This window comes from Rhodococcus (subgen. Prescottella) equi (genome assembly GCF_003013675.1).
GTDB lineage: Bacteria > Actinomycetota > Actinomycetes > Mycobacteriales > Mycobacteriaceae > Prescottella > Prescottella equi.
Genome location: NZ_CP027793.1, coordinates 1101905 through 1114553 on the forward strand (window position 1 = coordinate 1101905; position 12649 = coordinate 1114553).

Consider the following 12649-nt stretch of genomic DNA (forward strand, 5'->3'; position numbering starts at 1 on the left):
GCGCTCGACGTCGACGTGGGCGAGGATCGAAGGTGTGGACGAGACGACGGACGAGGCGGCGCGCGAGATCGCGGGAGTGACGCAGGATCTGCAGGTGACCTGCAAGCACCGAAGCCGGGTGTATCGGGGCGGCGTACTGATCGCGTCCGACATACCGCTGGAGGAGGTTGCGGTCCACCGTGCCGACTCGGACACCGTGATTTGGGTGGATCTCTCGGCGCCGACCCTGGCGGATCTGGTTGCGCTGGCGCCGTTGGTCGGCGGCGAGATCGAACTGCATCCCCTCGCTCTCGAGAACGCCGCGTCGGGTAGTCAGCGACCCCGCCTGGTGCGCTATCGCGATCACAGTCTGTTGCATGCCCGCGCGCTCCGTGTCGATCCGGATTCCGGCGAACTGGGCTCGACGCGGGTCGCGGCGTTCATCCTCGCCCGCGCGCTGATCACGATCCGCTCCGACGACGGGTTTCCCGTGGACCCCCTGCTCGACGCCTGGGACGACTTGGGTTCGCTCAGTGAGCACGGCGTCGGATTCCTCGTCCACGCGCTGCTCGACCAGTTGGTCGACGGCTACTTCGACGCGTTGGACGACGTCGACGAACGGATCCAGGCAGTCGAGGACGAGTTGCTGGACGGGTCGGAGTCCGTCAGGTCGATCCAGCTGCAGAGCTTCTCGCTGCGCAAGGACGTGGTGGCGATGTCGCGGGTCGTGTTGCCGATGAACCAGGCGCTGAGTGCGTTGTTGCGCGCCGGCGTACATGCGTCGTCTGCCGAGATCGTGCCGTACTACCAGGACGTCTACGACCACGCGCTGCGGGCGACGGAGCGGATCGACGGGTTGCGGGACACGATCGAGTCGATTCTCTCGACGAGTCTGGCGATGCAGGGCAACGCGCTGAACGAGATCATGAAGAAGCTCACCGCGTGGGCGGCGATCATCGCGATTCCCACCGGGGTGACCGGCTACTTCGGCCAGAACATTCCGTTTCCCGGCTACTCCGAGCCGCTGGGCTTCTGGCTCAGCACGGTGCTCCTGCTGGGTTTGGCCACCGGACTGTGGGCGAGCTTCAAACGCCGGGGATGGCTGTAGTTGAAGGCTCGGGTGCGCACCCCCTGCGGCACACCCGAGCCGGAAAAAGGATACCACTTGGTGTGTTTATGGACGAAGAGCGCAAACCGCCTGTTCAGGGTTTACGGTTTCGGCCCCACCGACAAGCGGACTAGTCTGGTTTTCGGGCGGGTGGCAGCTCGTCGGCAGGCCGGCGAGCGTTACGGCTTTCGGAGGCGAGTAGCGCATGGCACGTCAACAGGAACGTGCGCGGCGGACCCGCGCTGCGATCGTGGAAGCGGCTGCAGTCGAGTTCGGGAAGCGCGGTTACGCGGCAGCTTCGGTCAACGCGATCCTGGAAGGATCCAACGCGACCAAGGGTGCGATGTACTTCCACTTCGAATCGAAGGAGGAGCTCGGGCGCGCGGTTCTCGCTGCCGCGCTCGAGAAATTCAAGGAGACCACCGATCGGTGGACGTCCCGCACCGACCTCGATCCATTCGAGATCCTGCACGGGCTCATCGACCAGGTGGCGCAGATGTTCCTGACGGACCCCATCGTGCGGGCCGAGTTCCGATTGATCATCGAGCCGGAGTTCTATGCGGACGTGCAGAACGGTGGCGCACGGGTGTGGGGGTCCTCGGCTCGCGACCTGATCGCACGGGCGCAGCGTGAGGGGTTGGTCCGGGACGGGGTCGACACCGACAAGTTCACCCGCGTGCTCGCGGCCAGCCTCGCCGGGCAGCGCTACATGTCGGATCTGACCTCGAGCGAGGTGGACCTGCGTGCCCGCTTCGAGGAATCGCTCGAGGTGGTGCTGGCGGGGATGGCGTCGGACGAGTGGCTCGCGAACTGGCGGGCCAACGGGTGGCCGGCCGAGGTCCCCGTGTCCACGGAGGCGTGACAACCTGGCGTTTGCGCGGTTTGATCAGGCGATTTGTGGATTGCGAAATCGGTGCCCTAAGCTATCCAAGCTCCCAACGGAACGCCGTTGGAGGTACTGGTCGGAGCAATCCGGCGGGCCCCCTTCGTCTAGCGGCCTAGGACGCCGCCCTTTCAAGGCGGTAGCGCGGGTTCGAATCCCGTAGGGGGTACGCTTCACCCATCAGCTGGGGAAGTACAGTTGAATAGCAGTAACAGCAAGGCCCTGTGGCGCAGTTGGTTAGCGCGCCGCCCTGTCACGGCGGAGGTCGCGGGTTCGAGTCCCGTCAGGGTCGCTTGTTCCATCGGAAACGATGGAGCGCGATAGGCATTCGGTTCGGGTGCCGTACGGCCAGGTAGCTCAGTTGGTACGAGCGTCCGCCTGAAAAGCGGAAGGTCGCCGGTTCGATCCCGGCTCTGGCCACCACGTGAGGTCCTCGGACTTCGGTGAAAATGCAGTACCGCTCCGCGAGGAGCACAGCAAGGCCCTGTGGCGCAGTTGGTTAGCGCGCCGCCCTGTCACGGCGGAGGTCGCGGGTTCGAGTCCCGTCAGGGTCGCTTTCTGAATTGGCGACAATCCAGTGTTGTCGACAATGCAGTGCGATCCAGTCCCTGGTCACCTTCGGGTGCCAGGGACTTCGTGCTTTCCGGGCCCGTCTCGTCCCCGACGGAGGTCCCCGGGTGAACGGGTCTGCCCGTCAGTCTTCCGCGATCCGCTCGGCCACCCGTCGGACCGTCGCCGCGAGCAGCGGAATCGCACCCTGCAGTTGATTCTGATGGACCCGCCCGCGCAGTGAGATGCAGCTGAGCTGAACATGATCGGATTCGCCGGTGAGCAGGGCGGCGCTCACCGACGACACCCCTTGCGCGTCGGTCTCCCACGTGCGGCCGTAGCGGGTGCGGATGACGCCGATGCGTCCGTGTAGTTCGCGAAGAGGCTCCGTCGAGAGGATGTCGCCGTACAGCACGTCGACGTGTTCCGGGGGCAACAGGGACAACATTGCCCTGCCCTCGCTGGTGAGGTCGGCCCGGCTGCGCCCGCCGACCCGCGTGGCGATCGTGTCGGCGCAGCGGCCGCCGAGTTTGTCCAGCCACACGACGTCGCGGCCGTCGAGAACCGACAGGTGCGTGATCATACGGGTGTGAAGGTGCAACTGATGCAGATGCGGGGCGGCTGCAGCGCGCAGTTCGTCGCGCTCGTTGCTGCGTCCCAGGGCGATCGCCCGCCACCCCAGGCGGTAACCCGTCCGGTTGTGCCTCAGCCAGTTCAACTGTGTCAACTGGTCGAGGATGCGGTGGGTGGTCGATCGCGGGATGCTCGTGAGCTGGACGAGATCCTCCGCGGTGAGCCGGGTGCCGGCGCCGTCGAACTGGTCGAGGATCAGCGTGATCCGCTCGGCCATCGTCGGGGGGACGTCCGCGACCGCGGCCCTCACTTCGTCGTCGATGACGGTCACGGCTCCTCCAATCCCCGGCGCGATCGCCTACCGGTCCATTCGTTATACCCACCGCGGGGCTGTGCAACAAGCCGAGCGGGGCGATTGACCCCCACCGTGGAGCGCTACCCGTGAGTACGGGGTGGCTCCGAAAGATATTTCCATGGTACGTCTTTCACGAGAAGTGAGAACGATGTTTCAAATACTTCCGATGGCTGCGTTATCGTGGCGCGGTGCGAGGTGACTGTGGCGCTCCGATGTCGACGGAGGGGATGACGGCGCGCCAGCGGGGGCGGCGGGCGGCCCTCACCGAGGCGGTGATCGACCTCCTGCAGGAGACGGAGCCCGACCGGATCCAGATGCGGGAGGTGTCCGAGCGGTCCGGCGTCGCGCTGGGGACGCTGTATCGCTATTTCCCCACGAAGGAACACCTGATGGCGGCCTCGATGGAGGCCTGGAACGACAGGCTGTCCCGCAAGCTCGAGGTCGAACGCGCCCGGGCGGTCGCCTCCGGCGAGTCCGACGATCGCAGTGTGTGTGAACGGGTGCTCGCGCTGTACCGCCGCCAGTTGAGGGCATTTCAGAGGGGCCCGAACTTTGCTCGGCTCGACCTGGAGTTGACGGCGTCGTCCGACCCCTACGTCCGGCAGTCGATGCAGCGGCGCGCGCACGTGAACCACGCCGCGACATTCGCCCTCATGGACGGGGTTCCCGACCATGTGTCCCGGGTTGCGATCCTGGCCGTCGACGGGACGATGCTCGCGGCGCTGTCCTTCTGGACGGCGGGCCGCATCAGCTACGCGCAGGCCGTGCGAAACGTCGAGGACGTAATTCGTCTGGTGCTCGCCGACTACGCCTGACGCTCGCTCGGCGATCCCACCGCCTCCAGAACTGGAACAGATTCCAGTTTCGGCGCCCGGCCCTTTCGGCGTCCTGGCCTCCGTGTTTACCGTAGATCGTCGACAAACTCTGCACCCTGTTCTACCCTCACCCCGATGGAGGTGATCGCCCGAGTGTTCGGTCGGTTCGGATGCGGCCGTGGAGGGTGCCCTCGGCGCGGACAGGGGTGCGATGGGTGATCGGCAGGTCGTCGACGTCTTCGACGACATCAGAGACCTGTTGCCGATGCTGCGCGACCGCGCCGGCCAGGTCGAGCGGGACCGGCAGATCTCCACGGAAGTGATCGCCAGGCTCACCGAGATCGGCTATTTCCGTCTGCTCCAGCCCCACGCGTTCGGCGGATTCGAGGCGGATCCCCGCGACTACTACGCCGCGGTGCGATCTCTCGCCGGCGCGTGCGGATCGACGGGGTGGGTGGCGTCGGTCGTCGGCGTGCATCCCTGGCAGTTGGCGCTGTTCGACGTGCGGGCCCAGCGAGACGTGTGGGGAGCGAATCCGGACACACTGATGTCGTCGGCATACGCGCCGATGGGGCGGGCGATCGCGTCCGACGGCGGATTCTTCTTCTCGGGCCGGTGGAGTTACTCGTCCGGATCGGCCCACGCCGACTGGGTGCTCGTCGGCGGTCTGGTCGTCGACGACGCCGGCGACCCCATCGATTTCCGTACCTTTCTGATCCCGGCCCGGGACTATCGCATCGACGACGTCTGGCACACCGTGGGATTGCGCGGCACCGGCAGCAACGACCTCGTGGTCGAGGACGTCTTCGTTCCGGACTACCGGACGTTGAGTTTCACGTCCACGGTGCAGTGCGCCGGTCCCGGTCAGGCGGTCAACACGGCGCCGCTCTACCGCCTGCCGTTCTCCGCGGTCTTCTCGACGACGATCACTGCGCCGATCGTCGGGATGGCCGACGGAGCCTACTCCGCGTTCACCGCGTACCAGACCGGCCGAACCGCTGCGGTGAGTCCGTTGCGGTTCACGGACGATCAGTTCATGCAGGCCGCGCTGGCCGAGTCGGCGCGCGACATCGAACTGGCTTGGATGCAGTTGGAGCGCAACTTCTCCGAGATGCTGGACTTCGCGCACGCCGACGTCCGCATTCCGGTGTCGTTGCGGGTCAAGGCCCGCCGCGACCAGGTGAGTGCGTCGAGCATGGCCGTCGGCGCGATCGATCGTCTTTTCGACCACGCCGGTGGGGGTGCCCTGCGTACCGATGCCCCGATCCAGCGTTTCTGGCGCGATGCCCATGCAGGACGGGCTCACGTGATCAACGACCCGTACCAGCCGCTGGTGTTGTTCGGGCGCAACGAACTAGGCCGGGACATCCACGACGCGTGGGTGTGATCCCCGGGTCGCAGAATCAGTGGGAGGCGAAACATGCAGTCGTACGGTGGATCCGAGAAGTGGGACGGCGAGGCGGACGTCGTGGTGGTCGGCTTCGGCGCGGCCGGTGCCAGTGCCGCCATCGAGGCCGCCGACCTGGGTGCCGATGTGTTGGTGGTGGAGAGGTTCCAGGGCGGTGGGGCGACCGCGATCAGCGGCGGCATCTACTACGCGGGCGGTGGAACTGCGCAGCAGAAGGAGGCCGGCTTCGACGACACCCCGTCGGCGATGTTCGACTACCTGAAGCTCGAGACGGCAGGCGTGGTCTCCGACGATCTGCTCGAAGACTTCTGTGAGCGCAGTGTCGAGAACCTGCAGTGGCTCGAGCGCCTGGGGGTGCCGTTCGAGGGCAGCATGGCGCCACGGAAGACGTCATATCCCACCAACGAGTACTACCTGTACTACTCGGGCAACGAACTGGCGCCGCCGTACAAGGACGCGGCGACCCCGGCCCCGCGCGGTCACCGGACCAAGGGCAAGGGCACGTCGGGCAAGGTGTTCTTCTCGGCGATGGCGAAGTCGGCCCGCAAGCGCCGGGGTATCGACGTCCGCTGCCAGACCACGGTGACGTCGCTGATCACCGACGACGCCGGGACGGTGATCGGCGTCGAGTGCCGCGAGGTGGATCCGCGGGCTCGGGGGCGCCGCGTCCTGCACCGCATGCTCGGGTCGCTCAACCGCAAGTGGAACCTCTACTACCGCCCGGTCGGTCGCCTGATGGACGGCCCCATCCGTCGGATCGAGGACGGGCACTCGGTGGTGCGCCGGTACCGGGCGCGCAAGGGTGTCATCCTCGCCGCCGGGGGATTCGTCTTCGATCGGGAGATGCTCGGCGAGTACGCGCCGCGCTATCTCGGTGGGACCGGGCTGGGCACGATCGGCGACGACGGCAGCGGTATCCGGCTGGGGCAGTCCGCCGGCGGTGCCACCGACCGCATGGAACGGGTGTCGGCGTGGCGCTTCTTCAATCCGCCGATCGCGATGACCGAGGGCGTGCTCGTCAACAAGGAGGGCGAGCGCATCTGCAACGAACTGTTCTACGGCGCGAAGATCGGCGAGCACATCGCCGAGCAGACCGATGTCGCCGCGTATCTCGTCGTCGACTCGCGCGTCCTCGCCGACGCGAAACGTCAGGTCCCCGAACAGACGCTGTGGTTCCAGCGTCTGCAGACGACGTACCTGTACACCGTGGGCCACAAGAAGGGTGCGACTGCCGAGGAGCTCGCCCGCCGTACCGGCATCGATCCGGCGGGCTTGGCGCGGACGCTCGAGCGGTACAACGCGGACCGTCGGGCCGGGGTGCCCGATGCGATGGGCAAGGATCCCGCTCACGTCACGCCACTGGTCGACGGCCCGTTCTACGCGTTCGACTGCTCGATCCGGGTGCAGGCCGGGTTCCCGTGCCCGGTGCTCACGCTCGGTGGCCTGACGGTCGACGAGTGGACCGGGGCGGTGACCGGGGTGGACGGCGCTCCGATCCCCGGTCTGTACGCGGCCGGACGCACCGCGGTCGGGGTGTGCTCGCAGTCCTACGTCAGCGGCCTGTCCATCGCCGACTGCGTGTACTCGGGGCGCCGGGCGGGGGCCGTCGTGGCACGAGGTGGGCGGCTCGCGTAGCCTCCGGACATGTGTCTGGCGATTTCGAATCGACCCGTCGTCGGCTGACGACCAAGCAGGCCGAGACGGTGTCTCGGCTGACTCGCTGCGCCGTGGAGGTGTTACGCGAGAACGGGTTCGCCGGATTGACCGTTCGTTTGGTGGCGAAGCAGGCCGGGGTGGCGCCGGCCACGGCCTACACCTACTTCTCCTCGAAGGAACACCTGGTCGCGGAGGTGTTCTGGCGCCGGCTGGCGGCGATGCCGGCCGACGAGCCGGTCTCCGACGACCGGACCACCCGCATCGTCGAGGTGCTGCGCAGCGTCGCACTGCTGGTCTCCGACGAGCCCGAACTCGCGGCCGCCGTCACGACCGCGCTGCTGGGCCGTGACCCCGACGTCGTGCACCTGCGGGCGCGCATCGGACTCGAGATCCGTAAGCGACTGCTCCACGCGATGGGCGACGAACCCGACGACGACCTCCTCGAGGCGCTCGAAATGCTGTACGCGGGCGCGTTGCTGCGGGCCGGGATGGGGTACGACTCGTACGGGCACATCGCCGACAGGCTCGAGATCTCGGCGCGGTTGCTGCTGCCGTGATCCCGAGCCGGTCGGGGACGGCTCAGACGGTGTAGCCGCCGTCGACGTTGAGCTTCTGGCCCGTCACGAAACCGGCCTTGGGGCTCGCGAGGAAACAGACGGCTTCGGCGATGTCGACCGCGGTCCCGAACTTCTGCAGTGGGATCCGGCTCATCGTGACGTCGAGTGCCCGCTGGTCCAGGCTCTGGGAGCTGATGAGCCGTTCGGCCATGCCGTCGGTGAGCATGCCCGGGCCGACCGCGTTGAAGCGGACGCCGAAGCGCCCCTCCTCGGCGGCGAAGCCGCGCACCAGCGCCTCGACGGCGCCCTTGGTTCCCGCCGACAGCCCGTCCCGAACGGGGTAGCGGTCGGTGGCGGCGGTGGTGACGGCGACAACCGAGCCCGACGCCTCGCGCAGCGCCGGCAGGCAGGCCTGCACGACGGTGAAGAACGCGGTCGCCTCGTCGGTGAGATGCGCAGCGTACGTGGACGGCTCGACCTTCGACAGGTGCACCATCGGCACGTGCGGACCGGCCGCATGGACCAGGATCGACAGGTCGCCGAAGTCTGCGGTGATCGCGGCGACGAGGTCGCCCAGCTGCCGGACGTCGGTGAGGTCGACCGAGTGCGCTGCGGCACGGACGCCGAGTTCCTCGACCTCGGTGACCAACTTGGCGGCGGCGTCGGCGTTGGATCGGTAGGTCAGGACGACGTTGTGTCCCTCGGCTGCGAGTCGGCGGACGATCGCGGCGCCGATCCCGCCGGTGCCGCCCGTGACGAGGGCGGTGGTCGTCGTCGAACTCGAGGATGTGGTGCTCACTGGTGTGCTCCCTGCTGGCGTCGTTCCTTGCGAGATGTCAGGCAACCTAGCACTTGCTTGGTTTCGAGTGGTCTGATTCGCCCGGGCAATGGGAAATCCCGGACCGGAACGTCAAACGGTGAGCGTGCGCCGGCTCTCGAAGCGGCGGCGGACGCCGGTGTAGGGATCGTCGAACTCGAGACTGCGTGCGAGCAGGCGCAACGGGTCGGAATAGTCGTCGGAGGCCACGTCGTAGAAGCGCGGATAGAAGTTGTCGCCGATGATCGGGACGCCGAGCGAGCACATGTGCAGGCGCAACTGATGGGTCTTGCCGGTGCGTGGCAGCAGCCGGTAGTGGCCCACGCCGTCGCGGACGTCGAGCAGTTCGATGCGACTCTCCGCATTCGGCTCGCCGTCCACCTCGCGCGCCTGTAGTACGCCGCGCTCCTTGATGATTCGGCTCCGTACCGTGACCGGCAGGTGCAGGGACGGATCGTGCCGTGCGAGCGCCTCGTACACCTTTGTCGCCCGGCGTTCGTCGAAGAGTGACTGGTACGCGCGCCGTGCCTCGCGGCGCACCGTGAACAGCAGCACCCCGGCGGTGATCCGGTCCAGTCGGTGCGCGGGTGTCAGTTCGGGTAGATCGAGTTCGCGGCGCAACCGGACCAGGGCCGACTCGACTACGTACGCGCCGCGCGGGGTGCTCGCGAGGAAGTGCGGCTTGTCGACCACGAGCAGGTCCTGGTCACGGTGCAGGACGTCCACCTCGAACGGGACGCGCTTCTCGGCCGGTGGGTCGCGGTAGAGGTAGAGGAACGCGCGGGGCCGGTACGCGGTGACGGCGTCGATCGGCGTGCCGTGCTCGTCGACCACCTCACCCGCATCCACCTTCTCCTGCAACCTCTTCGCGTCGCCGGGAAACCGCGACAGTAGGTACCCGAGCGCGGTGGGCCACGCGCCGTCGTCGGGTAGGCGCAGTCGGGTGGGATTCAGTCCGTCGCGGACGGGCAGGGGAGCGGCGGGCACGTGTCGACGGTACCGGCCCCGGCTCGCGACGGGTCGTGTGCAGGGCGTTGACGTGCGCACCTTCTTACCTTACCCTTCGGTAAGTTGCGGCGTCCGCCACTCTTGAGGGGTGGGTGGTGGCGCTGCCCTTCTCTTCGACGCGTCGCCGGGCTGCGCTGCCGGCGTCCTTGGTCAACAACCCGCGCGGTCCGTTTCGCGGGGCGAGGCGGCCACCCACGACGCGCGTGGCCGCGCTTCTTCGTCGTGGTGCGCGGGCCGCCGACCGGGCGGGGTCGCCATTTCTGCTGATCGCGGCGCATATCGTGGTTCCGGAAATCGACTACCACGAAATCTGTGAACCATCCGAAACTCTCAGAGAACTCTCAAGAATTGTCCGAGAGAGAGTTTTGCCACATTTCGTTCTGCTAACGACTGCTCGTGTGCAGCTGATCAACAGAGGGTTGTGTTCGTTGTTCGTCGAGGTCGACGGCAGGTGGCAGGAAGCGGTTCGATGTACTACTCCGGAAATTGGGCGACGGCATGGCGACATCGACTGATGGCGGTTCTCGTCGCGTTGATCACGTGTGCGGGCTGCGTGTTGGCGGCTGCGCCCGGGGCTTCCGCGGGGACCGCTCGCCAGGTAGCGCGAGGTGGCTATCAGGAGCTGTGGGTCCCTTCGTCGATGGGGGACATCAAGGTTCAGGTCCAGTGGGCCGCGCGCGGCGGTAGCGCCTCGCTGTATCTACTCGACGGCATGCGGGCACGCAACGACCGCAACGCGTGGAGCTTCGAGACCAATGCGATGGAGCAGTTCGCGCTGGACAACGTCACTCTCGTCATGCCTGTGGGCGGCGAAGCCAGCTTCTATTCGGACTGGTACAACCCCAGCAATTTCAATGCTCAGCCGATCACCTACAAATGGGAGACGTTTCTTACTCGCGAACTGCCCGACTATCTGGCCAATTTCGGTGTGGACCGCACGAATACCGGAGTCGTCGGATTGTCGATGGGGGGAACGGCCGCAATGACGCTCGCCGCCTACCATCGTGACCAGTTCCGATTCGCCGGCTCGCTGTCGGGCTATCTGAATACGACGGCGCCGGGCATGCGCGAGGCGATTCGGATTGCGATGTACGACGCGGGCCGCTACAACGCCGACTCGATGTGGGGCTTCCCGTGGGATCCGGCGTGGATGCGCAACGATCCGTTCGTCTCGGCGCCGCAACTGCAGGGCCTGTCGATGTACGTGTCCGCCGGCAACGGGATACCGGGCGTGTACGACCGACCCACCGACCTGGTCGGCTACTGGAACACGACGATGGCGATGGGCCTCGAGTTCCTGTCCATGGTCACCACGCGGGCATTCGAGTTTCGTCTGCACACCCTGGGCATTCCCGCGAACTTTCAGTTCCGCGGCACCGGTACCCATGCGTGGCCGTACTGGTCGGGCGAGCTGTGGCAGGCGCGACCACAGATCCTGAACGCGTTGAACGCGTGGTGAAGACGTCTTGCGCGCATCGACACTTCCGCCGACCAGGTTTCCGTAGTCTGTGGCCATGACCACATGGGATGCAGGGGACATCGTCGATCAGAGCGGCCGGACGTTCGTCGTGACGGGTGCTAACAGTGGGCTGGGGGCCGAGGCGGCGAAGGCGCTCGTGAAGGCCGGCGCGCACGTGATCCTGGCCTGCCGCAACGTCGACAAGGGCAAGGCCGTCGCGGCGCCGTTGGGGGAGCGGGCGCAGGTGCGCCGCCTCGACCTCGCCGACCTGGCGTCCGTGCGGGAGTTCGCGGACTCGGTCGATGCGGTCGACGTGCTCGTCAACAACGCGGGCGTGATGGCGGTGCCGCTCGGTCGCACGGCCGACGGGTTCGAGATGCAGTTCGGCACCAACCATCTGGGGCATTTCGCGCTCACCGGCCTGCTGCTGGGCAAGGTCACCGATCGTGTCGTGACGATGTCGAGCACCATGCACAAGATCGGCAGTATCGACCTCGACGACCTGAACTGGGAACGCCGAACGTACCGGCGCTGGCCGGCCTACGGGCAGTCCAAGCTCGCGAACCTGCTGTTCACATACGAGTTGCAGCGCAAGCTGTCCGCGTCGGGTTCTCAGGTACGCGCGTTGGCGTCGCATCCCGGTTACGCCGCGACGAACCTGCAATCGCACACCGAGTCGATCTCCAGCAGGGTCATGGCGCTGGCCAATCCGTTCATCGCGCAGTCGGCGAAGATGGGCGCGCTGCCGATGCTGTACGCCGCGACCGTGCCCGACGCGATCGGCGGCAGCTACCTCGGTCCGTCGTCGATGTTCGAGACGCGGGGCTACCCGAAAGTGGTTTCGTCGAACCGGAAGTCGCACGACCGGAGCGTTGCGCGACAATTGTGGTCGGCGTCGGAGCAACTCACCGGCGTCACCTACGACTTCGGAGGCTGACCGCGTTGGCGATCGAGCGACTCAACCACGCCGTCCTGTTCGTGTCGGACCTGCAGCGCAGCCTGGCCTTCTACCAGGATGTGCTCGGGTTCAAGGCACTGCCGGGCGGGTTCCCCGGTGCGGCGTTCCTGCAGGCGCCGGACTCGGCGAACGACCACGACCTGGGCCTGTTCCAGAGCCCCGCCCCGGTGAGCCGCGTGACGCCGGGCAACGTCGGGCTGTACCACCTGGCCTGGGAGGTCGACACGCTCGCCGCCCTGGCGCAGATGCGTGAGCGTCTGCTCGCGGCGGGCGCGCTGACGGGGGCCAGCAACCACTGCTCCACCAAGGCGTTGTACGCGGCCGACCCGGACGGCATCGAGTTCGAGGTGTGCTGGCTGGTGCCGGACGCGCTCGCGATCGACGAACTCGTGCCCGCGCAGCCGCCGACGCGTCCGCTCGACATCGATGCCGAGATCGCCCGCTACGGCGCTGATACCCGCGGGGGTCCGCGCACCGATCGGCACCTCTGGGAGCGGGTGTTCGCGGCCCGCGCCCGCGGCTGA

At 67.1% G+C, this 12649-nt stretch carries 12 protein-coding genes and 4 tRNA genes; 13 read left to right on the forward strand and 3 right to left on the reverse strand.

The features are described 5' to 3' along the window. Positions 1-34 precede the first annotated feature (34 nt). From C7H75_RS05285 to C7H75_RS05310, 6 genes are all read left to right on the forward strand, one after another. Complete coding sequence (locus C7H75_RS05285) at positions 35-1087, forward strand: magnesium transporter CorA family protein (RefSeq protein ID WP_064059715.1); 1053 nt, start codon at positions 35-37, stop codon at positions 1085-1087. Positions 1088-1292: 205 nt separating this feature from the next. Beyond that, positions 1293-1949 carry a TetR family transcriptional regulator gene (locus C7H75_RS05290; protein ID WP_069856245.1) on the forward strand — a complete coding sequence of 219 codons (657 nt, stop codon included), beginning with the start codon at positions 1293-1295 and terminating at the stop codon, positions 1947-1949. Positions 1950-2066: 117 nt separating this feature from the next. Then, a tRNA-Glu gene (locus C7H75_RS05295) sits at positions 2067-2139 on the forward strand. A gap of 49 nt (positions 2140-2188) precedes the next feature. Further along, positions 2189-2262: transfer RNA gene (locus tag C7H75_RS05300), tRNA-Asp, on the forward strand. Between the two features lie 54 nt (positions 2263-2316). Further along, positions 2317-2393, forward strand: a tRNA-Phe gene (locus C7H75_RS05305). Between the two features lie 57 nt (positions 2394-2450). Further along, positions 2451-2524: transfer RNA gene (locus C7H75_RS05310), tRNA-Asp, on the forward strand. 140 nt (positions 2525-2664) lie between these two features. Here the strand turns inward: C7H75_RS05310 and C7H75_RS05315 are convergent. Further along, positions 2665-3423: an IclR family transcriptional regulator gene (locus tag C7H75_RS05315; RefSeq protein ID WP_084922375.1), complete on the reverse strand. Its 759-nt coding sequence runs from the start codon at positions 3421-3423 to the stop codon at positions 2665-2667. A gap of 236 nt (positions 3424-3659) precedes the next feature. Between C7H75_RS05315 and C7H75_RS05320 the strand changes: the two genes are divergently transcribed. The 4 genes from C7H75_RS05320 (at position 3660) to C7H75_RS05335 (ending at position 7883) form a co-directional block, all read left to right on the forward strand. Next, positions 3660-4262, forward strand: coding sequence for a TetR family transcriptional regulator (locus C7H75_RS05320; protein WP_005515227.1), 603 nt, complete (start codon positions 3660-3662; stop codon positions 4260-4262). Between the two features lie 211 nt (positions 4263-4473). Further along, positions 4474-5649, forward strand: coding sequence for a 3-hydroxy-9,10-secoandrosta-1,3,5(10)-triene-9,17-dione monooxygenase oxygenase subunit (hsaA, locus tag C7H75_RS05325; RefSeq protein ID WP_013414977.1), 1176 nt, complete (start codon positions 4474-4476; stop codon positions 5647-5649). 33 nt (positions 5650-5682) lie between these two features. Then, complete coding sequence (locus C7H75_RS05330) at positions 5683-7305, forward strand: FAD-binding protein (protein WP_106851051.1); 1623 nt, start codon at positions 5683-5685, stop codon at positions 7303-7305. 11 nt (positions 7306-7316) lie between these two features. Continuing rightward, positions 7317-7883, forward strand: a complete 567-nt coding sequence (locus tag C7H75_RS05335) for a TetR/AcrR family transcriptional regulator (protein ID WP_005515223.1) — start codon at positions 7317-7319, stop codon at positions 7881-7883. Positions 7884-7905: 22 nt separating this feature from the next. Here C7H75_RS05335 and C7H75_RS05340 read toward each other — a convergent pair whose 3' ends face one another. Both C7H75_RS05340 and C7H75_RS05345 read right to left on the reverse strand, forming a co-directional pair. Further along, the gene (locus C7H75_RS05340; RefSeq protein WP_106851052.1) at positions 7906-8682 is read right to left on the reverse strand and encodes an SDR family NAD(P)-dependent oxidoreductase; all 777 of its coding nucleotides are present in this window, start codon (positions 8680-8682) and stop codon (positions 7906-7908) included. Positions 8683-8793: 111 nt separating this feature from the next. After that, a complete protein-coding gene (locus C7H75_RS05345; protein WP_005515221.1) occupies positions 8794-9687 on the reverse strand; it encodes a pseudouridine synthase in 894 nt (297 codons plus the stop codon). A gap of 490 nt (positions 9688-10177) precedes the next feature. Here C7H75_RS05345 and C7H75_RS05350 point away from each other — a divergent pair, with 490 nt between their 5' ends. From C7H75_RS05350 to C7H75_RS05360, 3 genes are read left to right on the forward strand one after another with little or no spacing between them, the layout of a single operon-like run. Continuing rightward, positions 10178-11167 (forward strand): alpha/beta hydrolase, encoded by a 990-nt coding sequence (locus C7H75_RS05350; RefSeq protein WP_049799410.1) that lies wholly within the window; start codon positions 10178-10180, stop codon positions 11165-11167. A 55-nt stretch (positions 11168-11222) separates the two neighbouring features. Then, positions 11223-12104: an oxidoreductase gene (locus C7H75_RS05355; RefSeq protein ID WP_175272008.1), complete on the forward strand. Its 882-nt coding sequence runs from the start codon at positions 11223-11225 to the stop codon at positions 12102-12104. A 5-nt stretch (positions 12105-12109) separates the two neighbouring features. Continuing rightward, positions 12110-12649: a VOC family protein gene (locus C7H75_RS05360; RefSeq protein WP_005515213.1), complete on the forward strand. Its 540-nt coding sequence runs from the start codon at positions 12110-12112 to the stop codon at positions 12647-12649.